This window comes from Rhizobium sp. 1399 (assembly GCF_031455475.1).
Taxonomy (GTDB): Bacteria; Pseudomonadota; Alphaproteobacteria; order Rhizobiales; family Rhizobiaceae; genus Rhizobium.
In genome coordinates this window covers 555,044-579,885 of the sequence record NZ_JAVDSU010000001.1, presented here as the reverse complement: position 1 = coordinate 579,885, position 24,842 = coordinate 555,044, and the positions used below count along the sequence as shown (strand labels likewise).

Genomic DNA, 24,842 nt, shown 5'->3' with positions numbered 1-24,842 from the left:
CGGATCGCTCCGGCGGGTTTTGTTATTTGCAAAAGGCGATCGCCTCAATCGTTCGAGCCGAAAGGCTCGGTGCGCGGCGGCAGGGCCGGAACGTCGATATGATCAGGGGTGAGGCCGTTTTTCCTCCGCTCGATCATCAGTTCGTAGCCGCGCTCCAGATGATGGCAGAAACGTTCGGCATCGAAGAGCGGCGCGATAAAGCGCTTTTCCTTCAGGTGGCTCTTATAGTCGGCGACGCGTCCCGGATTGAGCGCGAGCTCGACGGCGAGATCCTCATAGGCCTGGAGGTCGTCGGCGACGAGTTCCGGCAGATCGATGGCCCTCAGCAGGCTTTCGCTGACGCGTGAGGCGAAATTAGTGCCTTTCATCGTCAGCACCGGCAGACCACCCCATAGCTGTTCCGAGGTGGTGGTGTGACCGTTGACCGGGAAAGTATCAATACCGAGATCGGCTGCCTGCTGGCGGCTGATATGCAGCTCATAGGGCGCACGCGGGCAGAAGATGATCCGCTTCGCTGAGATACCGTTGGCCTGGAAGCGTTGCAGCAGATTGTCCTTGTTGCGAGGCGTATTTGCCATCAGCCAGAGCACGCTGTTTGGTGCGCGCTTGAGGATCCTGCACCAGCTATCGACCACCTCGGAAGTGATCTTTCGGTTACCGTTGAACGAGGCGAAAATGAAGGCGTCTTCCGGAAGGCCGAGCTCCTCGCGCGTCACCGGCTTTGGCCGGGGACGGTTAGCCGGGTCGTTCGGCTGGTAGCTTTCCGGCATGCGCAGGAATTTCTCGTGATAGAAGGGCTTGGCGATGTCAGGCAGCACCGAGTGATCGCCGATGACATAGTCGAGGTCGACATTGAGCGTGCTGCCGGGGAAACCCAGCCACGCCACCTGGATCGGCGCCAGCGGCTGATTGAAGGACGAGGCGCGGCTTCCTGAGGTGTGGCCCTTGAGGTCGACCATGATGTCGATGTTCTCGGCGCGAACGGCATTCAGGACAGCTGCGTCCGACAGGCCGTATGTATCGACGATCTTGCCCCACCGGCTGCGATCGGTGACGTTCTTCTCCAGAAACTCGGGTTGCGTGTGATCGAAGAGCGTAATTTCGAACCGGTTGCGATCATGAAGCTCGAGAACCCGCTGCAGCAGCTTCATCGTCGCGTGACCGTCCCACAAGTCCGAGGACATATAGCCGATGCGGATCTTGTCGGACCAGATATGCGGCAGACCGCGTCGATAACCCACGCGCACCGGGTCCAGCGGCTGCGTGCCGATCGTCGCATAACGATTGAAATCCTCGTTGCCGCACCAATGCAGATGATAGAACGGGTTGTCCTTCCTCAGCGTATCGACCTCGCCCTTGGCAAGGGCGGCGTCGATAGGCGCCTGATGTTTGTTCGCCTCATCGAATTCGTTGAATTCGCGCACGCAGACGAGATACAGAAAACGGAAGGCGAGGTTGCCCGGGAAGCGCCGGAAGAGGTTGCGGGCGAGCTGCTGGTTCGTCTCGTCCATGAGGTCGTCGCTGAGCAGCAGCGCGGCGAGACGCATATGATCCGGGTTCATGCTTTCGGACAGGATCTTCTTGAAAGGGCGCAGCAGATCCCGCCGCTGCCGGCGTACATAGATCGTCGTGATAATGAACGCGAGTTCCGCATCCTCCTGCGCCTTGCCGAGATTGCGCATCGCGATCAGCAGGGCGTCGTCCTCGTTGCCGGCCTCCAGGTGCAGCTTTGCGGCAGTCTTCAGGAATTCGAAGGCGCCTTGGGGTGCGCAGTCGGCCGCTAGGCCATAAGCCTTGGCCGCGTCGGATTTGAAGCCGAGTTGCAGCAGGTTCTTGGCCAGGAGAGCGTAAGTCTTGGCATCCTTCTGGGTATCGATGAGCTGGTTGAGCGTCGCGAGGGACTGTGTATAGCGGCCCGCCTGATAATCCCGGGATGCCGCCGAGAACGAAACTTTGCTGTTCAAAACCTAACTCCGTGAGGAAATGTTCCGGCATGAAATGTGATCGACGGGATAAGCAGTCAGGCTCCCGCAGAATGCAGGTTACCCTCCGATACTATCCCGGCTTCTGCCATACTGGCATTCGAAGCTTGCTTGAAACCGGTGCGGTTGAATGCTCGCTTTCCGAGAAACGCCGACACGTCAAAATAGAATTCAAACAACGTTAACTATACAACTGGAGCGGCTTGGCGAGGAACTCCGCTTTTAAGAAGTTGGCAAGCATTGGCTGCGAGATTGCGCTGGACATGACGGGTTTGGGCCAAGAGACAAAGGCACCGAGTAGCATGAAGCTGGTCCGTCATCGCCGGTATTCATAGTCCGGTATGTCCTCCTTTTTTGTATCTAGTTTTCTAGGGGACACACTTATGACGAGCATTAACACGAACAATTCCGCCCAGGCCGCTCTCCAGACGCTGCGTGGCATCAACCAGGGCCTCAACAGCACGCAGAACCACGTTTCCACGGGTTACCGCGTTGGCAAGGCTTCCGACAACGCCGCTTACTGGTCGATCGCAACGACCATGCGTTCGGACAACAAGGCCCTCGGCGCTGTTTCTGACGCGCTCGGCCTCGGCGCTGCCAAGGTTGACACTGCCTACACCGCGATGGACAGCGCTATCGACGTCGTCGGCGAAATCAAGGCAAAGATCGTTGCCGCTACCGAAAACGGCGTCGACAAGAAGAAGGTTCAGGAAGAAATCGACCAGCTGCAGGACCAGCTGGTCAGCATCGCTCAGTCGGCTTCCTTCTCCGGTGAAAACTGGGTTGCTGGCGCCAACGGCACGAAGAGTGTTGTTTCCTCCTTCGTTCGTGATGGCTCGAACGGCGTATCCGTCAAGATGACCGATTACGTCCTGAACAACGGCTCGGCCGGTAACGTCATGTTCGGCATGAGCGGTGGCCAGGTCGACACCTCCACGGGTATCCTCGGCACTGCCAACGGCTCGGCCGGCTCGGTCTACTCGCTCGACATCACCAACATGACCATTGGTGACCTCGGTCAAGCTCTGACCAACGTCGAAAACGCCCTGAAGGCCATGACCTCTGCCGGTGCAAAGCTTGGTTCGATCTCGACCCGCATCAACATGCAGGACGATTTCGTAAACGCTCTGTCCGACTCGCTCGACTCCGGTATCGGCCGCCTGGTCGACGCCAACATGGAAGAAGAGTCCTCCAAGCTCTCTGCTCTCCAGACGCAGCAGCAGCTCGCGATCCAGTCTCTCTCGATCGCCAACTCCTCTTCGCAGAACATCCTGTCGCTCTTCCGCTAAGAGCGGTCCAGCCACATCGCGAAAAACGTCGAGGCCGGGTAACCCCCGGCCTCGAATGTTTTAATTTTCGGTTAATGAAAACCTTTCTAAGTATCAGATATTTTTGCGAAATTTCCCTTTTGAATTTAGTTTTCCTTAACCATCTTGCTGTTTTCTAAGGCCATCGAAACGGCGAGTTAACCCTAACGAGAATGGTTAACAGGCATGAAGCTGATCGCTGTGGGCCGGCCCAAATCCGGAATGTCCCTTCTTCAAATCTGCCAAAAGGGGCAAGAAAACTATGACGAGCATCAACACCAATAACGCAGCAATGGCAGCTCTCCAGACGCTGCGTGGCATCAACCAGGGCCTGCAGAAGACCCAGGACCATGTTTCCTCCGGTTTCCGCATCGGCAAGGCTGCTGACAACGCCGCTTACTGGTCGATCGCAACGACCATGCGTTCGGACAACAAGGCCCTCTCGGCTGTTTCTGACGCGCTCGGCCTCGGCGCTGCCAAGGTTGACACTGCCTACACCGCGATGGACAGCGCTATCGACGTCGTCGGCGAAATCAAGGCGAAGATCGTTGCCGCTACCGAAAACGGCGTCGACAAGAAGAAGGTTCAGGAAGAAATCGACCAGCTGCAGGACCAGCTGGTCAGCATCGCTCAGTCGGCTTCCTTCTCCGGTGAAAACTGGGTTGCTGGCGCCAACGGCACGAAGAGCGTTGTTTCCTCCTTCGTTCGTGACGGCTCGAACGGCGTATCCGTCAAGATGACCGATTACGTCCTGAACAACGGCTCGGCCGGTAACGTTATGTTCGGCATGAGCGGTGGCCAGGTCGACACCTCCACGGGTATCCTCGGCACTGCCAACGGCTCGGCCGGCTCGGTCTACTCGCTCGACATCACCAACATGACCCTCGGCGACCTCGGTCAAGCTCTGACCAACGTCGAAAACGCCCTGAAGGCCATGACCTCTGCCGGTGCAAAGCTTGGTTCGATCTCGACCCGCATCAACATGCAGGACGATTTCGTCAACTCGCTGTCTGACTCGATCGACTCCGGTATCGGCCGCCTGGTCGACGCCAACATGGAAGAAGAGTCCTCCAAGCTCTCTGCTCTCCAGACGCAGCAGCAGCTCGCGATCCAGTCTCTCTCGATCGCCAACTCCTCTTCGCAGAACATCCTGTCGCTCTTCCGCGGCTAATAGGATCGCGAAACATAACCCGCCGGGTGACCGGCGGGTCCCATGGAAATCGAGCCGCGCTTCGATGGAGCGCGGCTTTTTTTAATTTCCGTTAACGATTGATTAACCATATTGCTGTCATCTGCGTCTCAACGAGACGGCGAGTTAACCAAATTTAAGAACGGGTTAACAGGCATGAAGGCTGATCGTCGTTCCCGGGCGCTATTCCGGAATGTCCCTTTTATTAACGCCTGCCAGCAAGGGGCAATCATTTCATGACAAGCATTTTGACGAACGTCGCGGCTATGGCCGCCCTCCAGACCCTCCGCGGTATAAGCAACAATCTTCAGGATACTCAAGCTCGCGTATCTTCCGGCTATCGCGTTGAAAAGGCAGCAGACAACGCAGCTTATTGGTCCATCGCAACGACCATGCGTTCGGACAACAAGGCCCTCTCGGCTGTTTCCGACGCCCTCGGCCTCGGCGCTGCAAAGGTCGATACGGCCTACACGGCTATGGACAACGCCATCGATGTCGTCAGCGAAATCAAGTCCAAGATCGTCGCCGCAACTGAAAAGGGTGTCGACAAGACCAAGGTCCAGGAAGAAATCAGCCAGCTCCAGGCTCAGCTCATGAGCATCTCCCAGTCGGCTTCCTTCTCCGGTGAAAACTGGGTTGCCGGCAACACGACCAAGAGCGTCGTTTCAACCTTCGTCCGCGACGGCAACGGCAATGTCTCGGTCAAGACGACCGACTATGTCCTGGACTCGTCTTCCAACGGCAACGTCCTGTTCGGCATGACCACGACGGGCACTATCGATTCGAGCACCGGCATTATCGGCACCTCCAACGGCACGATCGGCTCGATCTACACCATGAACATCACCTCCTTTGGCCAGCCGGAAATTGCTATGGCACTGACGGCAATCGAAGCGGGCTTGGAGGCAATGACGAAGGCAGCTTCTCAGCTCGGCTCCATCTCCAACCGCATCGAGCTGCAGGAAAACTTCGTCGCGGCCCTCGGCGACTCGATCGACTCCGGTGTCGGCCGTCTCGTGGACGCCGATATGGAAGAGGAATCGAGCAGGCTCACGGCACTGCAGACACAGCAGCAGCTGGCGATCCAGTCGCTCTCGATTGCAAACTCCAGCGCTCAGAACGTCCTCACGCTCTTCCGCAGCTAAGCCAGCGTCGAAGCTGGACCAAACCTTGTGCCGCCAATTCGCGGCAGCCTGGAAACCGCGCCGAAATGGTGCGGTTTTCTTTTTGTTTCAATAGGTTAAGAGAATAACGGCGCTGCTGCTTCAATCCCCGTTCTGCTCTTGCGGAAGTGGTTGATATCGGGTTAACGTTGCCGGGAGTTGATTTGTTTGCGACGCACCGGTGTGGGGGACCCGCCGGCGGCATGAAGCCAGTTCAGTCGCTGCCGGCAAGAACCGGCCTGCCCCTTCACCTTTCCGAGACCATGTCGATGACCGTCAAGATTACCAACGCGGCCGCGGTGAGTGCGCTTGCAGTGCTGCGCAGCATCACTAAAGAATCAACCGACGTACAGCAGCAGATTTCTACGGCGAAGCGGGTTGCGACTGCGGCCGACGATGCGACCTATTGGTCGATCGCGAGCGTCATGCGCGGCGACAGTACCAATCTGGGCACCATTGGCGATGCCCTTGGCCTCGGCGCCGCAAAGGTTGATTCGACCTATACGGCGATGAACTCCGCCATCGATCTCCTCGGCGATCTCAGAGCCAAGCTGGTTGCCGCGCGCGAGCCCGGCGCCGACAAGGACAAGATCAATGCGGAAATCACCGAATACAAGAACCAGCTCCAGACGATGGTCGAAGGAACGTCCTTCGCCGGCGAGAACTGGCTTTTGAACGGCGAGCCTGCGGCGCCCCCGCAGTGGAAGATCATTGGCAGCTTCGTGCGCGCCCCGACAGGCGAGTATCAGGCGCAGACCATCGACTTTCCGTCGTCCCAGACCATCCTGATAGACAGGAACAATGCCAATGGCGGCCTGTTCACCAAGGCGGTCAACGGCAATGCTGACGGCACGCCGGTCCGCAATTACTATCTCCTGAACGTGAACTCCGCGACGCCGGCGACCGGTACGGAAATCTCCATCAGCAAGTCGACCACCGACTCGCAGCTCACCGATATGCTGACGGCCACGGACGCCATGCTCAAGCAGCTTACGAATTCGGCAGCAGGGATTGGCATAATGAAGGCCCGCATCGACGATCAGATCGACTATACCGCAGACCTGTCCGACGCTGTTGACAAGAGCGTCGGCGCCCTCGTCGACACCGATATGGACGAGGCCTCGACCCGCCAGAAGGCCATCGAAACCCAGAAGCAGATGGCCGTTGAAGCGATCTCCATTCTCAATACGTCCGCCAGCAAGATTCTCATCCTGCTCGAATAATGATCGGCACAAGGGCGGCACCATTCATCCTCGCGCAAGTTTGGGTTTCTAGTTTCCGGCATGAAGGCAGCGTCCGAATCCATGCTGGCGACAGGCCCTGAGCCTCTCCCGCTCCGGAACGGCATGCCGGCAAGGACGATGGTCATTTTCAAGCGGAGGCATGCCGCGTGCCTCCCGAATACTGGACGGTTTTTTATGAGCATTATGCTTTCCCGGTATTTGAAGGATTTCGGTGAGCCGAGTCCCTCGGCACCGATCATCGATGTGGATGATTTCGCCGCCGAAACCGCCTCCGCATTTGCGGATCTGCCGCAGGAGCCCGAAATCGACGTCGATGCGGAGCGGCGCGAGGCCTATTCCGAAGGCGTCGCGGCAGCAACCGTGGAACTGAGCGAAAAATACGAAGGCGAAGCCCAGGCCGCGGCCGAAGCGCATGTGCGTGAACTTGAGGAGCTGAAACTTCGCTACGAGATCGAAGCGGCCGCCGTGATCGCTTCGCGTATCCGCGACATGGCCGAAGAGATTGCCACGCTCGTCAGCGAAGTGACCGCGGCAGCCATCACGCCGATCATGACCGAAGCGCTCGCAAAAAAAGCGACCGAAAATCTTGCCGTCCTGCTGCGGGAGGCGATCCTCGACGGCGCGGCGGCGCCGATCGTCGTGCGCGGTCCGGCCAAGCTTTTCGATATCCTCAGGGACGAACTTGGAGAGCATGCCGCATTGGTCCGCCATCATGAGGCTGATGACGTCGACCTTGCTGCCGAGATTGGTGAAACCGTGCTCGTTACCCGTATTTCCGCCTGGGCGGCTAGCTTGAAGAAAGTTTCCGAATGAGCGACGGCGAAAACCATCACCACGGCAAGAACGAGATCATCATCGTCAAGAAACATGGCGGTGGGGATCACGACGGCGCTCATGGCGGTGCGTGGAAAATTGCCTATGCCGACTTCATGACAGCAATGATGGCCTTCTTCCTCGTCATGTGGCTCGTCAACGCCGCCAACGAGGAAACCAAGGCTTCGATCGCGACCTATTTCAACCCGATCAAGCTTTCCGATGAAAAGCCGACGGAGAAGGGCTTGAAGAAGCCCGTCGACCAGGCCGAGGGTGAGCAGAACCAGGAAAAATCGAAGAATAAGGAAGAGAATCCGAACCAGGGCAAATCTGCCGCTGACGGTGAGGACCAGACCTCGACCTCCGGTGACAAGACCAATTATTCGGAAGCCGATTTCTTCGAGAACCCCTATTCGGTTCTCGCCGAGATTGCCCAGGAAGTTGGCCAGCAAGCAAATGTCAGCGCCAAGGGTGATGGCGGTGCGGCGGATTCAGGCCCGGCGACTGGCGCCGATGGCGGCGAAGCCTACCGCGACCCCTTCGATCCGGATTTCTGGACCAAGCAGGTCGAAGTTACCACCGCCGGCAAGCCGCAGCAGCCTTCGCCGCTCGATTCGCAGGCCGAACCGAATGAACTCGCCAAGGCCGAAAATACCCAGCCCTCCACTCTGCTGAGCAAGGACGCCAACAGCGCTGCCGTCGCCGCTTCGACAGAGAAACAGGCAGACAAGAAGGCGGATAAGACCAAAGACAAGCAGGCGGACAAGACCAAGGATGCCGACAAAAAGGAAGAGGCCAAGCAGGCCGAAGAGAAGCAGCAGGCCGAGGAACTACAGCAGGAGATTATCCAGCAGATCGCGGGCGTGGCCGGCAAGCTCGCCGAGGGCCTGACGGTGACGGCGTCCGAGGGCGGGCTGCTGGTGAGCATCTCCGATCAGAACGACGACTCCATGTTCAATATCGGCTCTGCCTTGCCGCGCCAAGAAATGGTCCTGGCGATGCAGAAGATCGGCGAGATATTGAAGGAGAGGGGCGGAGCCGTTGCCATTCGCGGTCACACGGACGGGCGGCAGTTCAAGGGCGGTCTCAACGAGAACTGGCGTCTGTCGATGGACCGTGCCCAGAGCGCTTATTACATGCTCGTTCGCGGTGGCCTCGATGAGAAGCGTATTTCCCAGGTTTCCGGCTTCGCCGACCGTCGCCTGAAGCTGCCCGAGGACCCCTACAACGCGTCAAACCGCCGGATCGAGATTCTCGTGCAGGCAGATCAAGGATAGTCGTATGACGCGCAGGCAGCATCGCTATTTCAGATATGCGGTCTTCGGCCTGGCGATGATGTCGCCCGCCGTCGGTCATGCCGCGGATGCGGACGATCTCGCGCCGTATAAGATGCTGCGCTCCCTGCAGTTCGTTCAGGACTCGGTTGTAGCAGGCGATCATTCCGCCGGTGAAATGCAGCGCTTTATGCTTGGCAAGATTGATCAGCGCCTGCGCAACGTCGATCCGTCCGTCTACGATGACGATCGCAATGTCGATGCCGCGCTGATCTATGTGATGAGCGGCGGCAATCCTCAGACGCTGGAATATCTCGTCGCCCATGACGTCAACGGATACTTCGATAATCGCGTCACCGACGTGTTGCGGAAATATCTGAGCGGCAAGGGTCTGCTCGTTTCCAAGACGCTGGAAGAGACCGCCAAGGAATATGAGGGCAAGAAGATCGGCCCATATCTGGCGCTGATCGGCGGGAATGTGCTGATCGCCACGAAGCCAGTGGATGCCCTTACGCTGTATGACAGGGCGCGGCTCAATGCACCCGGCACGATCGTGGAGGAGGCGGCACTACGCCGCTCGGTAGCCATCTGCGTCGAAACCGGGCAGGTCGACAAGGGGGTCGCCTATTCGCAACGCTATATCCGCCGCTTCCTCCATTCGCCCTATGCCAGCCAGTTCGCCGATCTCTTCGTGAAGTTGATCGTCAGCCACGATCACGATGTCCAGCCGCAGACGGTCGTCGATATCCTGTCCTTCATGGATGCGCCGCGCCAGCGCGAGGTCTATCTGCGCGTCGCGCGCGCCGCTGCGATTGCCGGAAAGCCCCAGCTCGCCCGTATGGCTGCCCAGCGCGTTCAGTCGCTGGGCGAGGGGACGGACAATCCTTTTGGACCGCTCGCCGATTTCTATAACGGCATGGCGAACGTCCCCACCGACGATATTGACCAGGCTGCCAAATATATCGCCAATATCTCCGGCGCATCGCTCTCGCCACAGGACCAGGCGCTGCAAGCTGCCGCACGATCCGTCGCCGAGCAGATATTGCGGGCTCCGGATCCGGCAAGCCTGACACAAGGCTCGACCCCTAATAATACTAATCAAGAAATCACTTCTGAACAGGCTGCAGCCGCCACGGCTGCGCAACCGGAAGGAGCGCCAACTGCTGCTCCGGAACCTGTTGTCGAAGGCGCGGCTTCTGCTGGCACGAGAAGCCAGGATGTCGACCCTTCATTCACCTCTTTCGTGACGACCAATCGATCCAAGCTCGACGAAATCGACGGTCTCCTGGCCCAAGAAGGCAAGTAAGATGATGATGGATATCAGCGTCTCGGGCGGAGCGCCCGGCACGGATGCGTCTGCGTCCGTAAGATCCGGTCGGGGAGCCGGCAAAGGCGAGGCTGCGGATCAGAACGGTGGCTTCTCGGACGCCCTCTCCAAGGCTGGCAACAACGATCAGGATGCCGATGCCGTCGATACATCCGACCAGCAGGCTGCCAACGACAGCGCGGAGGCCGTAGCGCGCAACCTGCGCGGCCGCAATCCGAAGCCGCTGATCGATCTGAATGACGCCTCGCTCAAGGGACAGGTGGACGCGCAGTCCGAAACCATCGCAAATGCCGGCAAGATGCCTGTGAAGTCCGAAAAGGACCAGGGCAAGAACACGGCTGTCTTTGGACTGGGCAAGCCGGGCGCCAAGGATCAGGCAGCCGAGACCGCTGCCCAGGCAGTGGGCAAGCCTGCCAAGCAGACCAAGACCAGCACCCTCAATGGCGACATCACTGTCGATGCAGACGCGGACACGGAAGCAGGCGACGGCGATATCACCGATGTTCTCGGCCTGCTGAACAAGGAGCCCGGTGATGCCGCGGCTGTCCTGCAGGCTTCCGCTCATCATGCCGTCGCGAAGGCGGACGACACTACGGCCGGCAAGAAAGACGCCAAGGCCGAAGGCGTAAACGGTACCAAGGCTGATGCGCATGTGTCGGATGCATTGGCAGCCGTTGCCCCGCATGGCAGCGACGCGCATGTGCCGGGAACGGAGAATGCTGAAGGCGTCGAAGGCAAGACGTTCAGGATCAGCCGCGCCGATGGCCGTGGGCAGACGATGGACATGCAGATCGGCGCCGAACAGCCGGGCTCCGAAAAGTCGGCAAAGTCGAGCGTCGAAAATGTCTCCGTTCTGGAATCACGCCGCTATCTCGGTCTGGTTCAGAACCCGAATTCCGCAAACGTGACAGCGGCGCTTTCGGGTAACAAGGAATGGGCGCAGGCCATGCAGCCGAGCTCCGCCTTGTCGAACGCCGCCGAATGGACAAGCACCGGCAAGGTGGTAAACACCCTCAAGATCCAGATGAGCCCGATCGATCTTGGCCTCGTCACGGCTACGATGCGTCTGTCGGGCGATACGCTGAACGTCGATCTCAAGGTCGAGACCGGCGCGGCCTATCGCCAGCTCAAGGAAGATCACGGCAAGATCCTCGAGGCGCTGCGCAGCCAGGGCTATGCGGTCGATAATGTGACCATCAGCATGGCCCCAGTGGAGCGAACTGATGCCGGTAACCAGGCAAACAGCCAGGGACAGACTTCACAGCAGCAGCAACAGTCGCTCGCCCAGCAAGGCCAGGGCGGCGAGGCGCGCGAGCGCCAGAACCAGACAGCGCGGCAGACGGATGGAGGCTTCAATGGTGCGGGCGGGAACGGTGTTGAGAACACTTCTGCTGCCGACGCTGGTGGCAGCCGCTCTGGCAGCGTTTACCTCTAGCGCATCCGCTTCGACCGGGGCCTGTGAGCGTGAGATTCAGTCTGCTGCGGCCAAATATGGGATCCCTGAGGGAATTCTCTATTCGGTCGGGCTAACGGAGACTGGGCGCAAGGGATCGCTCTATCCCTATGCGATGAACGTCGAGGGGAAGGCTCTGTTTCCAGCCTCCGAGCAGGCCGCGTTGCTGCAATTCGACACCGCCAGCAGGGGCGGCGCGAAGCTCATCGATATCGGATGTATGCAGATCAATCACTATTTCCACGGCGAGAACTTCAGCTCCGTGGAGGAAATGTTCGACCCTCACCGCAACGTGGAATATGCCGCGAAGTTCCTGCGCAACCTGCACGATCGTCACGAAACATGGACCATGGCGGTAGCGAGATACCACGCAGGACCGAACAATAATCCGGCGCAGAAGCAGTATGTCTGCCGCGTCATCGCAAATCTGGTCGCCACCGGCTACGGCAAGTGGACTCCCAATGCGAGTAATTTCTGCGGAAATTAATTCAATTAATAATTGAATTCATCAATTATGACCGAACTGTGTCAAAGTGTGGCAAGAATCCGGCGCGATTCCTGCTTGCAAGACGTAATTAAGCAGGCGTTAACTTTTCCACGAAATTTTTGTGTGCATAATGTTATTGACCCACTATATGTAGATCAAATCGGTACCCAATTCTTAATCAATTATTAATTTCCGCCATTAACTTTCACGAGTAGCCGCTGATTCGCGCGATTCGTATCCATAGATCATCGATGTGCCACACTGATTCGGAGGCGGACGAATGATCGTAGTGGTTGATGAGCGTGAGCTCGTGAAGGATGGTTACACTTCTTTGTTTGGTCGGGAGGGAATTCCCTCAACCGGCTTTGATCCCAATGAATTCGGCGAATGGGTGCAGACGGCGGCTGATTCTGATATCGCTGCGGTCGAGGCATTCCTGATCGGCCAGGGGCAGCGCGCCATGGAGTTGCCGCGTGCGATCAGAGATCGCTCGATGGCGCCCGTGATCGCGGTCAGCGACCAGCCATCGCTCGAAAACACACTTGCCCTTTTTGATTGCGGCGTGGACGACGTTGTACGCAAACCGGTGCATCCGCGTGAGATTCTCGCGCGTGCCGCCGCAATCCGCCGTCGCCTGAAGGCGATCGCCAACCACACCGACATCGGTGCCATCCGTGTCTTCTCCGATGGGCGCGATCCGGAAATTCACGGCGAAACCTTCGCTTTGCCGCGCCGCGAGCGCCGCATTCTCGAATACTTGATTGCCAATCGCGGCCGTCGCGTCACCAAGACCCAGATCTTCAATGCGATCTACGGCATTTTCGACGAGGAAGTCGAAGAAAACGTCGTCGAAAGCCACATCTCCAAGCTGCGCAAGAAGTTGCGTAAGAAGCTCGGTGTCGACCCGGTCGATTCCAAGCGCTTCCTTGGCTATTGCATTGATTGGAATTAATTTTTCGGCGCGGGCCATGCCGCGCGGGAAGGCCGAAATATTTCGATCGGCGATTGGGCATTACAGACAGCTTCACGCAAGGCCCGCCAAATACTGTTGCAATTAGCAGGTAAAACGAGGTTTTCAGATGAGCATTTTCGGCAGCATGAAGACGGCAGTATCGGGGATGAACGCGCAGGCAAACCGCCTCAGCACGGTCTCGGATAACATCGCGAACGTGAACACCAGCGGCTACAAGGCAGTTTCGACCGCGTTCTCGTCGCTGGTCCTGCCATCGGGCTCCGGTAACTACAACTCGGGCGGTGTGACGACGACGGTTCGTCAGGCCGTTTCCGACCAGGGCGATATTTCCTACACGACCTCCGGTTACGACCTTGCCATTTCCGGTGACGGCTTCTTCATCGTCCAAGGCGCCGACGGTGTTCCCGTCCTGACCCGCGCCGGTGACTTCACGAAGGACGACAGCGGCAACCTCGTCAACTCGGCCGGCTTCACGCTCATGGGCTATCCATGGGGCTCTTCGGCTCCAGCGGTCGTCGTCAACGGCTTTGATGGCCTCGTTCCGATCAACGTTCTCGGCGATCAGAAGTTGGCGGCGGTTCCGACCGCGAACGGTACATGGACCGGCAACCTGAAGCCCGGCGCAAAGATTGAGGCGACTGCGGCCAACCTGCCAAGCGCAAACGCCGCTACGGCGACTTCCGACACGCAGAAGTACTCGATGGTCACCTACGACAAGCTCGGCAGTAAGGTGATGTACGACATCTACTACACGAAGGTTCCCAATCCCGCATCGCCGCCGGCCGCAGCCGGCACGACCCAGTGGGAAATGGCAGTCTTTCGCAATGCCGATAAGGCGACGACGGGCACGAGCTCGTTCCCCTATTCCTCGGCGGCCGTGAATGTCACCTCGATCCAGTTCAATGACAAAGGCCAGATGACGGTCCCCGCGGCCCCATCGACGACGAACATCGTCGATCCGAAGACGGGCCTCACCATCAGCATGAAGCTCGATCTCTCTCAGGTCGGCGACAACTTCTCGGGCACTGGTAACGTCGACGGTCAGGGCGCGAATTCGCCGGTCGATATCACGATCGATGCTGACGGTATCGTCTACTCCAAGTATGATGATGGCAGCACCAAGCCGGTTTTCCAGATTCCGCTCGCCAACGTACCGAGCCCGGACCTGCTGACGCTGATGTCGGGCAACGTCTACTCGGCCAACGGCAAGTCGGGCGTGACCGTCACCGGTTTCCCGCAGACCAGCGGCTTGGGCAAGATCCAGTCGGGCGCCCTCGAAGGCTCGAACGTCGATCTCGCCGGCGAACTGACCGAGATGATCGAATCTCAGCGCAGCTACACCGCCAACTCCAAGGTGTTTCAGACGGGTTCCGATCTCATGGACGTTCTCGTCAACCTCAAGCGTTAATAAGGGTAACGGGTAGGCCATGTCGCTCACTTCAGCACTTAACACCGCGCAGAGCATATTCAACAATACGGGCGCGCAGAGCAGCGTCGTATCGAACAATATCTCGAACGCCGGCAACAAGGACTATGTGCGCCGGCAGGCGATGCTCACCACCTCGCTGAACGGCGCCCAGGTGGTCAAGATCAGCCGCGCACAGGAAGATGCGCTGCTGAAACAGTATCTCAAGGCGTCCTCACAGGACAGCGCCCAGCAAACTCTGCTGAGCGGCCTCGAAGATCTGAAGTCGATCATGGGTGGCAACGATAACGAAACGTCGCCTGAAGTTGCCCTGCGCACCTTCCGCGACAAGCTCGGCACCTTCCGCGCCACCCCGGGCGACCTTATTGCCGCCCAGGGTGCGATTACGGCGGCGCAGGACGTCGTGACCTCGCTGAACAATGCCTCCAAGGCGGTGCAGCAGCAGCGTGCCGATGCAGACAAGCAGATCAAGAATCAGGTCGACTCGCTGAACAGCCTGCTGAAGCAGTTCGAAACTGCCAACAATGCAGTCAAGAAGGCGACATCATCCAACGAGGATCCTTCGAGCGCTCTCGATGAGCGGGAAAAGGTCCTCAAGCAGATTAACCAGATCGTTGGCGTGTCGACAGCGACACGCGCTAACAACGACATGGTGCTCTATACAGCTGACGGCACGACGCTGTTCGAGACGATCCCGCGCACGGTCAGCTTCGAGCCGACACAGTCCTATGCGGCAAGCACCACCGGCAATAAGGTCTATGTCGACGGTGTGGCCGTCAATATGGGCTCGGGCTCGACGACAAGTGCGCAGGGCAGCCTGGCTTCGCTTCTGCAGATCCGCGACGATATCGCACCGACTTTCCAGAACCAGCTCGACGAAGTCGCTCGCGGCCTTGTGAACCTTTACCAGGAGGATGGCAATCCTGGCCTCTTCGTCTGGACAAACCCGACGACTGGCACTGCAGGCGGGGTTCCGCCGGCTGGTACCATCATCAAAGGCATCGCCGGAACGATCGCGATCAACGACCGCGTCGTCACCTCCAAGGGCGGTGATCCGATGCGGTTGCGTGATGGAAACATCAATGCGTCCAGCACGGCTGCGAACCCGACGGGTTCGAGCGGTTATACCGCGGAACTCGACCGTCTTTATACGTCGATGGATTCGGGGATTGCATTCGATGCAAAGACCGGTCTCGACTCGAATGTCAGCATCCTGACCTTCGCCACCAATTCTATCGGCTGGCTCGAGCAGAACCGCAGCAACGCGACGACGGCGGCGGAAAATACCCAGGCTGCCGCAGCACGAACCGATGAAGCTTATTCCAATGAAACGGGCGTCAATCTCGACGAGGAACTGACGCTCCTTCTCGACATAGAACAGTCCTACAAGGCGGCGACCAAGATTTTGAACGCCGTTGACGAAATGTTGAAAGCATTGCTGGATATTGCGAGTTAAGCCATGAAGAGCTCATTTATTTCAAGTTCGGCCATCCAAAACGCCATGCGATTGACGATCCGTCAGGCGCAGAACCAGATGACGAAGGCGACGATGGAAGCGACCACCGGCACCTACGCCGATATTGGTGTGTCGCTTGGTGGTTACGCAGCCAAGAGCATCGATTTTACGCGCGAAGTCGACCGCATCAAATCGATCAAGCTGAGCAATGCTCTCGTCGACGCCCGTATGGAATCGGCTCAAACCGGGCTCGATAAAATGAAGAAGGCGGGCGACAGCTTCCTCTCCAAGCTGACTGCACTTCAGAGCAGCCACGATCCGGGCAGCATCACGGTCGCAATCCAGTCGGCCACGAGCGCGCTTTCTACGATGATGGATACGTCGAACTCGATGGTGAACGGCGAATATCTTTTTGCCGGCATCAACACCGACATCCAGCCGCTGACGGATAAAACCACTGCGACTTCGGCGGCGATCGTTACAGCTCTGAATGCCTATGCGGCAAGCCTGCCGACACCGAAGCCGGTTAACCAACTTACCGGCGACGAGATGAAGACCTTCATCGAGACCAAGGTCGAGCCGATGTTCAGCGAAGCGGCCTGGACGGACCCGACTACTGGCTGGTCGAAGGCATCCAGCCAGAATATGACGAGTCGTATCAGCAATTCGGAAGTTGTTGAATCCTCGACCAACGCCAATTCCGAAGGCATGCGTTACTTCGCTCTGGCGACGGTGGTGACCTCTGCGCTGATGGGGCAGAGCCTCAGCACGGACGCGATGAGCGCGGTTTCTTCAAAGGCAATCACCTACACGACCCGAGCCACCTCGGGGATCGTCACTCAGGGTAGTCAGCTCGGTCTGTCACAGGAGCGTGTCGAGAAGGCGAATGACGCCCTCGATGCCCAGGCAAATATCATGCAGACCAAGCTCGTCGATATCCAGGGCGTCGATCCCTATGAGGCCTCGACGCTTGTCAAGACTTTGGAAACCCAGCTCGAAACCGCCTACACGATCGTATCGAAGATCCAGCAGTTGAGTCTCGTGAACTACCTTTGATGAGCAAAGGCGCGCAATATAAAGAAGGATGCATGAATGTATCAGTTCTCTTATGCCGAGGTCATGCAAGACTCGGTTGCCGACGCGAAAGAGCGGGAATGGCAGGTTCTCGAACGTTCGATCGAACTGCTTTCGGTGGCGCGCGACAAAGAGAAGTACAGCCGGGAGTCTATTGAAGCTCTCTTCTATACACGAAGGGTGTGGATCAGCTTCATTGAGGATTTGAAGCATCCAGACAACCAGTTGGAAGTCGAGCTCAGGGCGAACCTCATCTCGATTGCGATCTGGATATTGAAAGAATGCGACAGAATTAGAAAACGTCAGTCGAATAACTACCAGGGCATCATCGACGTTACCACCATCATCAGGGATGGACTTAAATGAAAAGTACACTTCGCATTTCTCTGAAAGCCGGAGAAAGAATCTTCATCAACGGCGCTGTCCTGCGTGTCGACCGTAAAGTCGCACTGGAATTCCTGAATGATGTGACGTTCCTTCTCGAAAACCATGTGCTTCAGCCGGAAGGCGCGACCACGCCGCTGCGCCAGCTCTACTTCATTGCCCAGATGATCCTCATCAATCCCGAGGGCAAGGAACATTCGACGGCGATGTTCCGCAAGTCGGTCACGATGCTGCTCACATGCTTCAAGAACGAGGAAATCCTCGCTGAGCTGAAGCGTATCGATGCACTCGTTTCGACTGGCCGCGCCTTCGACGCGCTGAAGGCGATCCGCGGTCTCTACGCGATCGAAGACGGCATCCTCAACAATCACGAGCTGCCCCCGACAATGGTCGAGCAGATTCGCAGGGAGATCGCACCATGGCGGTAGACGGAACTCAGGGCGTAGGTGGAGGCAGCAGCACGTATGGCTCGTCCAATGCCGCCCAGCAGAAGGCCACGCTTAACTACGACAACTTCCTTCAGTTGCTTGTCGCGCAGATGAAGAACCAGGATCCGACCGATCCGATGGATGCGAGCGAGCAGATGTCGCAGCTTGCGAGCTTCTCGCAGGTCGAGCAGACGATCCAGACGAACACGAAGCTCGACACGCTGCTGACCAGCTCCAGCCTGACCCAGGCGAGCAGCTATATCGGCAAATACATGACGAGCGCCGACGGCAAGACCGTAGGCCAGGTCGCATCCGTCAAGGTTTATTCGGACGGCCTTGTTGCAACGCTGGACAATGGCGGTAAAATTCTCATCCAGGCTGGCATATCCGTTTCTGATTCGGCGCCGACCAACGGTTCGGGCGACGATAGCGGTTCGGATAATACCTGAGTGCCGACGAAACGGGTGGGGTCTGGCGCACGTTCGTTTGGATGATGCCCAAAATACCAGTCCGGTTAAGGCCGGGCTGGCTGCTTTCAAGGCGATATGAGGTTGCCTGACGATGAATGAAGCTGATGCACTCGACCTGTTCCAGGCTGCGATCTGGACCGTTCTCGTTGCGGCGGGGCCTGCGGTCATTGCGGCAATGGTTGTCGGTCTCGTGATTGCGCTGATCCAGGCGCTCACACAGGTGCAGGAAGCGACACTCACCTTCGTCCCGAAGATCGTCGCCGTTCTGGTGACGGTCGGTATTTCTGCCCCTTTCGTGGGCTCTCAGATTTCCATTTTTACCAATCTGGTCTTCTCGCGAATCCAGTCCGGCTTCTGAGCCAACTTCGCGCAAGCTTCGCCATTTAACTGTCGATCCGAACTGGGCGGATTCTGAGGTCCGCCTCCTCTCATGAAGAGACGGAATCGCTATGGCGCAACCACCTTCACTACCCCTTCCGAAAGTCGCTCCGAGCCTGCGTGATGTCGGCTTTGCCATGGGCATCATCGGCATCATCTGCATCCTCTTCCTGCCGATCCCGCCGTTCCTGATCGACATGGGACTGGCCTTCTCGATCGCATTCTCGGTGCTGATCCTCATGGTCGCGCTGTGGATCCAGAAACCTCTCGATTTCTCGTCCTTCCCGACCATTCTTCTGATCGCGACGATGACGCGACTGGCGCTGAACATTGCGACGACGCGTGTCATCCTTTCGCACGGCAACGAGGGGCACGATGCTGCGGGCGGCGTCATCGCCGGCTTCGCAAGTCTGGTCATGTCCGGTGACTTTGTCATCGGTCTGATCGTCTTCCTGATCCTCATCACCATCAACTTCATCGTCATCACCAAAGGTGCGACGCGTATCGCGGAAGTCGGCGCACGTTTCACCCTGGATGCCATCCCCGGCAAACAGATGTCGATCGATGCCGACCTTTCGGCTGGCATCATCGACGAGAAGGAAGCCCAGCGCCGCCGCAAGGAACTGGAAGAAGAAAGCTCCTTCTTCGGTGCCATGGACGGTGCGTCGAAATTCGTTCGCGGTGACGCGGTCGCGGGTCTTCTCATTACCGCCATTAACGTCTTCGGCGGCATCATCATCGGTTATTTCCGCCATGGCATGCCGATCGGCGAAGCGGCCGACGTCTTCGTCAAGCTGTCGGTTGGTGACGGCCTCGTCTCGCAGATGCCGGCCCTCATCGTCTCGCTCGCCGCCGGCCTTCTCGTTTCGCGCGGCGGCACCACCGGCTCCACCGATCAGGCGGTCGTCAATCAGCTGAGCGGCTATCCCCGCGCGCTCTCCGTCTCGGCCGTGCTGATGTTCGTCCTGGCCCTGATGCCGGGCCTGCCATTTGTCCCCTTCGTGATCCTCGGCGGTCTTCTCGCCTTCGGCGCCTGGTTCATTCCGCGTCAGGTCGAAGCGGAGAACAAGCTTCGCCGCGATGCAGAGGAAAAGAAAGTCGTCCAGAGCAAGGAGCTCGAAAAGGACTCGGTCAAGTCGGTTCTCCGCACGTCCGAAATCGAGCTTGCTCTCGGCAAGATGGTTTCGACCCGCCTGCTGGGCGCCCATCAGGAGCTCGCCTTCCGCGTCGGCAAGATGCGCAAGAAGTTTGCGACCCAGTACGGTTTCGTCGTACCGGAAATCAAGGTGACGGACGATATCGGCATCCCCGAAAAGTCGTACCAGATCCGCATCCACGGCACGACCGTTGCTTCGAACCTTCTGCGTGTCGGCGAAGTTCTCGTCGTCACCGGCGCTGGCCGGAAGCCGAGCATTCCGGGTGATGAAATCCGCGAACCCGCATTCGGCATGCCGGCGGTTTCGATCCTCGAAAACTTCGCCGAGGATTTGAAGCGCGAAGGCTTCCAGCCGATCGACAACGTCTCGGTCGTGCTGACGCATATGAGCGAGGTTATCAGAAACAACCTGCCGCAGCTTCTCTCCTACAAGGACGTGAAGATCCTGATCGATCGTCTCGACCCCGAATATAAGAAGCTCGCAGACGAGATCTGCTCGTCGCACATGTCCTATTCTGGCCTGCAGGCGGTGCTGAAGCTGCTTCTTGCCGAGCGCGTCTCGATCCGCAACCTGCACCTCATTCTGGAAGCGGTTGCCGAACTTGCCCCGCATGTCAGAAAGACGGAGCAGATCGTCGAGCACGTCCGCATCCGCATGGCCCAGCAGCTCTGCGGCGACTTGGCGGACAATGGCGTGCTGCGCGTGCTGCGGCTCGGCAGCAAGTGGGATCTCGCCTTCCATCAAGCTCTCAAGCGCGATGCAAAGGGCGAAGTCGTCGAATTCGACATCGACCCGCGCACTCTGGAAGAGTTCAGCGAGCAGGCCACGAAGGTTATCCGTGAATTCATGGATAGAGGCCTGCCATTCGCCCTTGTCACGTCGCCGGAAACGCGCTCCTATGTCCGCATGATCATCGAGCGACTCTTCGCAACGCTTCCCGTCCTCTCGCATGTGGAACTGGCCAAGGGCATCGAAATCAAGATTTTGGGCTCGATTTCATGATTTCAGACCCGCAAGGGACAGTTCTGGCGCTGTTTCTGGTTTTCTGCCGGATCGGTGGCTGTGTGCTGACCCTTCCGGGTTTTTCTTCCGCCCGTGTTCCGGAGCAATTGCGCGTCTTCATCGCCGCCGGACTTTCGCTTGCAGTGCTGCCGGTGCTCTGGGATACGGTCTATCCGTCCGTTCACACCAGTTCCGGCACCTATATCGGCCTGATTTTCAGCGAATCGCTGATCGGTGTCATGTACGGCATGCTCGCCCGGCTCTATACGCTCGGCCTGCAATTCGCCGCCTCGATCGTCTCCATGATGGTTGGCTACACGCAGCCGAGCACGAGCGATGTCGTCGAAGACTCGGCCGAAATCAGCCTGACGGCCTTCATTACGATGGCCGGCCTGATGGTTCTCTTCATCATGGACTTCCATCACATCGTCTTCCGCGCGCTGATCGATTCCTACACGACCATGCCCTTCGGCGGGTTGATGCAGATGCGTTCCACGCTCATCACCTTCACTGATACGCTGGAGCAGACCACCTACATCATGCTGCGGCTGGCGAGCCCCTATCTGATTTACGGGCTGATCTTCAACATCTCGATCGGCTTCATCAACAAGCTCGCGCCGCAGATTCCGGTCTACTTCATCTCCACGCCTTATCTGTTGATGGGCGGCCTCTTCCTGCTCTATTTCTCGATCGCGGCAATGATCAGCCAATTCGGCCAATCCTTCGCCGCACTATATGTGGGAAGGTGAGGGGCGATGATCGAGAAGAAGCGTTCCGACAAGCTCAAGCGCCTGGTTGCGGTGCAACGGCATCTTGAAAAGATGGCGGAATACGATCTCGCAGAAACCGGCCGCCAGCGCGCCGAAGTCAATGCGGCCATGGATGTCGCCATTCTTGCGCTCGGTTCGCTGGACCCCATCCATCGTGCTTTTTCGCAGAGTTACGCCGACCGATTCGGCAGGCTGAGCATCAAGGACCAGCAGTTGACCGGCATGCAGCAGGTGCACGAAATGCGCCTGACGCGCGAGCGTGCCAAAGGTGACCGGCTTGAAGAAAACATGCTCGATGCCCTCCAGGCAGAGCGTCGCGAGGCAGATGACAACGCTGTCTACGACGTAATCGATCAGCAATTCGCAACGCCAGCCTCCAGCAAGCTTCAAAAATAATAATCGCCACGATCTTACATTAGAGGATTGTAACGTGGCTATTTCACCCCCCAGCGATCTGGTGATGGACGTCGTCAAGGCGGCCGACCCCATGGAAGTTCAGGCTGCCCAGGAAAAGCTGAAGGCCAACCGCGCCGCCTTTGCTGCGACAAGCCTGGCCGACAGCGGTAACGGCTTTTCTTCCGCAGTCGACATTCTCGACCACGTCAAGCAGAAGAGCGGCCTGAACAACATTCAGAACCGTACAAAGACCGAGGAAGTGCCGGAAACCTACCGGAAGTTCGAGGCCATGGTTCTGCAGAACTTCGTGAAGTCCATGCTGCCGAGCGATGCCGAGAATGTCTTCGGCAAGGGCGCAACGGGCGACATCTGGAAGGGCATGATGGCCGAGCAGCTTGGCAACGTCATGGCCAAGGGCGACGGCATCGGCATCGCCAAGCAGATGTATGCCGAGCAGCTCCATCGCCAGGAAGGCAAGATCGTCAATGCCTCCACGGATGAAGACGATCGCAAGACAGCGATGAGCATGATCGACGAATTTCAGCGCAAGACCTTCGGCACTCCGACTGCCGACAATAAGTCCGCAACAAGCGACGCATAATCGAGGATAAAATGGAAATAGTTTCGAACGAATACAGGATCAAATCCGTTCTCGGACGCCTCGAAATGATAATCGACAATGAGAACACCCGGATCGGCAGCGATCCGCAGTTCGATCTCAAGGTCTCCAACGCGCATAAGAGCCGGTGCCTGTACGAGCTCTCGATGCTTTTCCGCGACACCGATCCGGCCGAACTTGCCGCTTCGCATCTGGACCAGCTTCACGGTCTGAAGAAGAAGCTTACGCTGAACGCCCGTCGCGTCGAAGCGCATCTGGAGGCGGTTCGCGCCGTTGCCGATCTTCTGAAGAATGCCGTGCAGGATGCCGATGCTGACGGCACCTATTCCCAGGAACAGTTTGTCGCGCGGGATGCCTGATGATCAAGCTCGTCCTCACAGGCGTCTGGGTCTGCGCCGTCACCTTGGCATCGGTCTATTTCTCGGTGAACATGGCGACTGCGCCGGCGCCGGTTGAATCGAATAACAAGCAAAGCGCGCTCGAACTTGTGAAGGGCGAGACGATCACTGTGCCCGTCATCGCCAACGGTGCGGTCAACGGTTATTTCCTCGGTCGCATCTCCTTCATGATGCACAAGGATATGATCGCAGGCCTCAACCTGCCGATCACGGAGATGACGACCGACGAGCTCTTCAGCCTGCTCGTCGGTAACAAGATGATCGATGTTTCCAACATCAAGGCCTTCGACCCCGGAGCTTTCCGCGAAGAGATCAAGAAGGGCATGAACGAGCGCCTCGGCGGCGAATATGTGGCCGAAGTCATGCTGGAACAGCTCGACTACCTTTCGAAGGAAGACGTGAAGGACACTTCCGGCGGCAAGCCGCAGAAGGTCGGCGCGCCGGTCAAGATCATCGAGACCGCGCCTGCATCCGAAACGCCGGCTCCATCCGCCGGTCACTGATCACCATCGACCGACCAGTTAAAAAACGGCGCCGAAAGGCGCCGTTTCTGCGTTCTTGCCTTGGTTAATAAACTACTTATGCGCGTAGGAAAATCCAAGGCTTTTTCCTAAGGGTTGTTTGAAACCGAGTTGGTATAAACGCGGCACAAGCTTGGGAGGATGGCCGCCACGGGGTTGGTGGAGATCGCTTCAGGCAGGACGCTGCTGGTCCTCACAAGACCTCCGCTGCGGAAACGTAGGCTTATTTTCCGGGATGTCGGGCGCATGACGCACCCTCGGCAGGAGGTTGGAATGAATCTGATTGCAAACTTCGCGGTGCTTGCATCGCGGCGGACGATTTTCGATCTGCCGGTCTGCGATCTCGGCTGGGACGACGCGCTGGTTTTCATCAACGAACTGGCTTCCATTCCCGTCGGGCAGACCGTGGTTTGCTTCGTCAACGCCCACAACATGCTGACGGCCCTGCGCGACGATGAGTACTATCAGATCATGTCGCACAACCTCGTTCTGCCTGACGGTATCGGTCTCAATATCGCATCCCAGGTCACGCATGGTTCGCCGTTTCCCGCCAATCTGAACGGCACCGATTTCGTGCCCGCCTTCCTGACTTTCATGGAAACGCCGCGTCGTATCGGCCTTATCGGTGGCGCGCGCGCGGTTGTTGAGAAGGCGGCCGAGAACTTTTCGAGGCACGCGCCCTGGCACGAGTTCTTCGTGATCTCCGACGGCTTTTTCGACAAGGCCAATCCCGAATCCGTTATCGCCGAGGTGGAGCGCCAGAAGCTCGATATCCTGATCGTTGGCATGGGCACGCCACTGCAGGAAAAGTGGGTCCACCAGAATATCCGCGCCGATCACGCACGTCTCGTTCTGACGGTCGGTGCACTTTTCGATTTCGTTTCGGGCACTGTGCCACGCGCCCCGAAGACCGTGCGCGTGATGCGTCTGGAATGGGCCTACCGCCTGGTACAGGAGCCGACGCGCCTCTGGCGCCGCTATATTCTCGGTATTCCGGTCTTTCTCTTCCGGGTCTTCCAGTATCGATTCAGCCGGCGTGCGCGCATCCTCAGTCAGCCGGATGAACGGGCGCATGTTGCAGGCGAACAGAAGAGAATCGAGCAGATGAAGAAAGCCGGCTGATTACAGATTTCTGCAGGTTCCGGTTAACC

At 58.1% G+C, this 24,842-nt stretch carries 25 protein-coding genes; 24 read left to right on the top strand and 1 reads right to left on the bottom strand.

Going from position 1 to position 24,842, the window contains the following annotated elements:
• Positions 1-44: 44 nt before the first annotated feature.
• Entirely contained in the window at positions 45-1,964 is a 1,920-nt protein-coding gene (locus J2X71_RS03030; RefSeq protein ID WP_310378831.1) for a glycosyl transferase, read from the bottom strand.
• Between the two features lie 401 nt (positions 1,965-2,365).
• Here J2X71_RS03030 and J2X71_RS03025 point away from each other — a divergent pair, with 401 nt between their 5' ends.
• The 24 genes from J2X71_RS03025 to J2X71_RS02910 all read left to right on the top strand — a co-directional run bounded on the left by J2X71_RS03025 (position 2,366) and on the right by J2X71_RS02910 (position 24,813).
• Complete coding sequence (locus J2X71_RS03025; RefSeq protein ID WP_192728139.1) at positions 2,366-3,271, top strand: flagellin; 906 nt, start codon at positions 2,366-2,368, stop codon at positions 3,269-3,271.
• A gap of 280 nt (positions 3,272-3,551) precedes the next feature.
• Positions 3,552-4,460 carry a flagellin gene (locus tag J2X71_RS03020; RefSeq protein ID WP_192728138.1) on the top strand — a complete coding sequence of 303 codons (909 nt, stop codon included), beginning with the start codon at positions 3,552-3,554 and terminating at the stop codon, positions 4,458-4,460.
• 254 nt (positions 4,461-4,714) lie between these two features.
• Entirely contained in the window at positions 4,715-5,623 is a 909-nt protein-coding gene (locus J2X71_RS03015) for a flagellin (RefSeq protein WP_310378828.1), read from the top strand.
• A 287-nt stretch (positions 5,624-5,910) separates the two neighbouring features.
• On the top strand, positions 5,911-6,864 hold the full coding sequence (locus J2X71_RS03010; RefSeq protein ID WP_310380045.1) for a flagellin: 954 nt from the start codon (positions 5,911-5,913) through the stop codon (positions 6,862-6,864).
• A 195-nt stretch (positions 6,865-7,059) separates the two neighbouring features.
• Complete coding sequence (locus J2X71_RS03005; RefSeq protein WP_310378827.1) at positions 7,060-7,698, top strand: hypothetical protein; 639 nt, start codon at positions 7,060-7,062, stop codon at positions 7,696-7,698.
• On the top strand, positions 7,695-8,975 hold the full coding sequence (locus J2X71_RS03000; RefSeq protein ID WP_310378825.1) for a MotB family protein: 1,281 nt from the start codon (positions 7,695-7,697) through the stop codon (positions 8,973-8,975). Before J2X71_RS03005 ends, J2X71_RS03000 begins: the two co-directional genes overlap by 4 nt.
• A 4-nt stretch (positions 8,976-8,979) precedes the next feature.
• Positions 8,980-10,278: a chemotaxis protein MotC gene (motC, locus tag J2X71_RS02995; RefSeq protein ID WP_310378823.1), complete on the top strand. Its 1,299-nt coding sequence runs from the start codon at positions 8,980-8,982 to the stop codon at positions 10,276-10,278.
• A 4-nt stretch (positions 10,279-10,282) separates the two neighbouring features.
• Positions 10,283-11,734: a flagellar hook-length control protein FliK gene (locus J2X71_RS02990; RefSeq protein ID WP_310380042.1), complete on the top strand. Its 1,452-nt coding sequence runs from the start codon at positions 10,283-10,285 to the stop codon at positions 11,732-11,734.
• A complete protein-coding gene (locus tag J2X71_RS02985) occupies positions 11,655-12,239 on the top strand; it encodes a lytic transglycosylase domain-containing protein (RefSeq protein WP_405049677.1) in 585 nt (194 codons plus the stop codon). Before J2X71_RS02990 ends, J2X71_RS02985 begins: the two co-directional genes overlap by 80 nt.
• 280 nt (positions 12,240-12,519) lie before the next feature.
• Positions 12,520-13,191 (top strand): transcriptional activator Rem, encoded by a 672-nt coding sequence (rem, locus tag J2X71_RS02980; RefSeq protein ID WP_029868524.1) that lies wholly within the window; start codon positions 12,520-12,522, stop codon positions 13,189-13,191.
• A gap of 127 nt (positions 13,192-13,318) precedes the next feature.
• On the top strand, positions 13,319-14,620 hold the full coding sequence (locus J2X71_RS02975) for a flagellar hook protein FlgE (RefSeq protein WP_029868525.1): 1,302 nt from the start codon (positions 13,319-13,321) through the stop codon (positions 14,618-14,620).
• A gap of 19 nt (positions 14,621-14,639) precedes the next feature.
• Complete coding sequence (gene flgK, locus J2X71_RS02970; protein WP_029868526.1) at positions 14,640-16,094, top strand: flagellar hook-associated protein FlgK; 1,455 nt, start codon at positions 14,640-14,642, stop codon at positions 16,092-16,094.
• 3 nt (positions 16,095-16,097) lie between these two features.
• Positions 16,098-17,150 carry a flagellar hook-associated family protein gene (locus J2X71_RS02965; protein ID WP_029868527.1) on the top strand — a complete coding sequence of 351 codons (1,053 nt, stop codon included), beginning with the start codon at positions 16,098-16,100 and terminating at the stop codon, positions 17,148-17,150.
• A 36-nt stretch (positions 17,151-17,186) separates the two neighbouring features.
• A complete protein-coding gene (gene flaF / locus J2X71_RS02960; RefSeq protein WP_029868528.1) occupies positions 17,187-17,534 on the top strand; it encodes a flagellar biosynthesis regulator FlaF in 348 nt (115 codons plus the stop codon).
• Positions 17,531-17,980 carry a flagellar biosynthesis repressor FlbT gene (flbT, locus tag J2X71_RS02955; protein WP_029868529.1) on the top strand — a complete coding sequence of 150 codons (450 nt, stop codon included), beginning with the start codon at positions 17,531-17,533 and terminating at the stop codon, positions 17,978-17,980. Before flaF ends, flbT begins: the two co-directional genes overlap by 4 nt.
• Positions 17,971-18,429 (top strand): flagellar hook assembly protein FlgD, encoded by a 459-nt coding sequence (gene flgD / locus J2X71_RS02950; protein WP_029868530.1) that lies wholly within the window; start codon positions 17,971-17,973, stop codon positions 18,427-18,429. Before flbT ends, flgD begins: the two co-directional genes overlap by 10 nt.
• A 112-nt stretch (positions 18,430-18,541) precedes the next feature.
• Positions 18,542-18,808, top strand: a complete 267-nt coding sequence (gene fliQ / locus J2X71_RS02945; protein WP_007825014.1) for a flagellar biosynthesis protein FliQ — start codon at positions 18,542-18,544, stop codon at positions 18,806-18,808.
• 91 nt (positions 18,809-18,899) lie between these two features.
• Complete coding sequence (flhA, locus tag J2X71_RS02940; RefSeq protein ID WP_310378815.1) at positions 18,900-20,987, top strand: flagellar biosynthesis protein FlhA; 2,088 nt, start codon at positions 18,900-18,902, stop codon at positions 20,985-20,987.
• Positions 20,984-21,736, top strand: coding sequence for a flagellar biosynthetic protein FliR (gene fliR, locus J2X71_RS02935; protein ID WP_310378812.1), 753 nt, complete (start codon positions 20,984-20,986; stop codon positions 21,734-21,736). The genes flhA and fliR overlap by 4 nt, the downstream gene beginning before the upstream one ends.
• 6 nt (positions 21,737-21,742) lie before the next feature.
• Complete coding sequence (locus tag J2X71_RS02930; RefSeq protein ID WP_310378810.1) at positions 21,743-22,153, top strand: hypothetical protein; 411 nt, start codon at positions 21,743-21,745, stop codon at positions 22,151-22,153.
• Between the two features lie 34 nt (positions 22,154-22,187).
• A complete protein-coding gene (locus J2X71_RS02925; RefSeq protein WP_007825009.1) occupies positions 22,188-22,754 on the top strand; it encodes a rod-binding protein in 567 nt (188 codons plus the stop codon).
• Between the two features lie 11 nt (positions 22,755-22,765).
• Complete coding sequence (locus J2X71_RS02920; RefSeq protein WP_113300728.1) at positions 22,766-23,131, top strand: hypothetical protein; 366 nt, start codon at positions 22,766-22,768, stop codon at positions 23,129-23,131.
• Positions 23,131-23,673, top strand: a complete 543-nt coding sequence (locus tag J2X71_RS02915) for a hypothetical protein (protein WP_310378804.1) — start codon at positions 23,131-23,133, stop codon at positions 23,671-23,673. The genes J2X71_RS02920 and J2X71_RS02915 overlap by 1 nt, the downstream gene beginning before the upstream one ends.
• Before the next feature lie 291 nt (positions 23,674-23,964).
• Positions 23,965-24,813, top strand: coding sequence for a WecB/TagA/CpsF family glycosyltransferase (locus J2X71_RS02910; RefSeq protein ID WP_310378802.1), 849 nt, complete (start codon positions 23,965-23,967; stop codon positions 24,811-24,813).
• The last annotated feature ends 29 nt before the right edge of the window (positions 24,814-24,842 follow it).

What these genes read in the sequence shown, in the direction of transcription:
- J2X71_RS02910 (WP_310378802.1), top strand. Translation starts at nt 23,965, where the DNA reads ATGAATCTGATTGCAAACTTCGCGGTGCTTGCATCGCGGCGGACGATT.
- J2X71_RS02990 (WP_310380042.1), top strand. Translation starts at nt 10,283, where the DNA reads ATGATGGATATCAGCGTCTCGGGCGGAGCGCCCGGCACGGATGCGTCT.
- J2X71_RS02915 (WP_310378804.1), top strand. Translation starts at nt 23,131, where the DNA reads ATGATCAAGCTCGTCCTCACAGGCGTCTGGGTCTGCGCCGTCACCTTG.
- J2X71_RS03025 (WP_192728139.1), top strand. Translation starts at nt 2,366, where the DNA reads ATGACGAGCATTAACACGAACAATTCCGCCCAGGCCGCTCTCCAGACG.
- flbT (WP_029868529.1), top strand. Translation starts at nt 17,531, where the DNA reads ATGAAAAGTACACTTCGCATTTCTCTGAAAGCCGGAGAAAGAATCTTC.
- J2X71_RS03010 (WP_310380045.1), top strand. Translation starts at nt 5,911, where the DNA reads ATGACCGTCAAGATTACCAACGCGGCCGCGGTGAGTGCGCTTGCAGTG.
- J2X71_RS03020 (WP_192728138.1), top strand. Translation starts at nt 3,552, where the DNA reads ATGACGAGCATCAACACCAATAACGCAGCAATGGCAGCTCTCCAGACG.
- flgK (WP_029868526.1), top strand. Translation starts at nt 14,640, where the DNA reads ATGTCGCTCACTTCAGCACTTAACACCGCGCAGAGCATATTCAACAAT.
- flhA (WP_310378815.1), top strand. Translation starts at nt 18,900, where the DNA reads ATGGCGCAACCACCTTCACTACCCCTTCCGAAAGTCGCTCCGAGCCTG.
- flaF (WP_029868528.1), top strand. Translation starts at nt 17,187, where the DNA reads ATGTATCAGTTCTCTTATGCCGAGGTCATGCAAGACTCGGTTGCCGAC.
- motC (WP_310378823.1), top strand. Translation starts at nt 8,980, where the DNA reads ATGACGCGCAGGCAGCATCGCTATTTCAGATATGCGGTCTTCGGCCTG.
- J2X71_RS02985 (WP_405049677.1), top strand. Translation starts at nt 11,655, where the DNA reads ATGGTGCGGGCGGGAACGGTGTTGAGAACACTTCTGCTGCCGACGCTG.
- J2X71_RS02930 (WP_310378810.1), top strand. Translation starts at nt 21,743, where the DNA reads ATGATCGAGAAGAAGCGTTCCGACAAGCTCAAGCGCCTGGTTGCGGTG.
- flgD (WP_029868530.1), top strand. Translation starts at nt 17,971, where the DNA reads ATGGCGGTAGACGGAACTCAGGGCGTAGGTGGAGGCAGCAGCACGTAT.
- J2X71_RS03005 (WP_310378827.1), top strand. Translation starts at nt 7,060, where the DNA reads ATGAGCATTATGCTTTCCCGGTATTTGAAGGATTTCGGTGAGCCGAGT.
- fliQ (WP_007825014.1), top strand. Translation starts at nt 18,542, where the DNA reads ATGAATGAAGCTGATGCACTCGACCTGTTCCAGGCTGCGATCTGGACC.
- J2X71_RS03000 (WP_310378825.1), top strand. Translation starts at nt 7,695, where the DNA reads ATGAGCGACGGCGAAAACCATCACCACGGCAAGAACGAGATCATCATC.
- J2X71_RS02920 (WP_113300728.1), top strand. Translation starts at nt 22,766, where the DNA reads ATGGAAATAGTTTCGAACGAATACAGGATCAAATCCGTTCTCGGACGC.
- fliR (WP_310378812.1), top strand. Translation starts at nt 20,984, where the DNA reads ATGATTTCAGACCCGCAAGGGACAGTTCTGGCGCTGTTTCTGGTTTTC.
- J2X71_RS02975 (WP_029868525.1), top strand. Translation starts at nt 13,319, where the DNA reads ATGAGCATTTTCGGCAGCATGAAGACGGCAGTATCGGGGATGAACGCG.
- J2X71_RS02965 (WP_029868527.1), top strand. Translation starts at nt 16,098, where the DNA reads ATGAAGAGCTCATTTATTTCAAGTTCGGCCATCCAAAACGCCATGCGA.
- J2X71_RS03015 (WP_310378828.1), top strand. Translation starts at nt 4,715, where the DNA reads ATGACAAGCATTTTGACGAACGTCGCGGCTATGGCCGCCCTCCAGACC.
- rem (WP_029868524.1), top strand. Translation starts at nt 12,520, where the DNA reads ATGATCGTAGTGGTTGATGAGCGTGAGCTCGTGAAGGATGGTTACACT.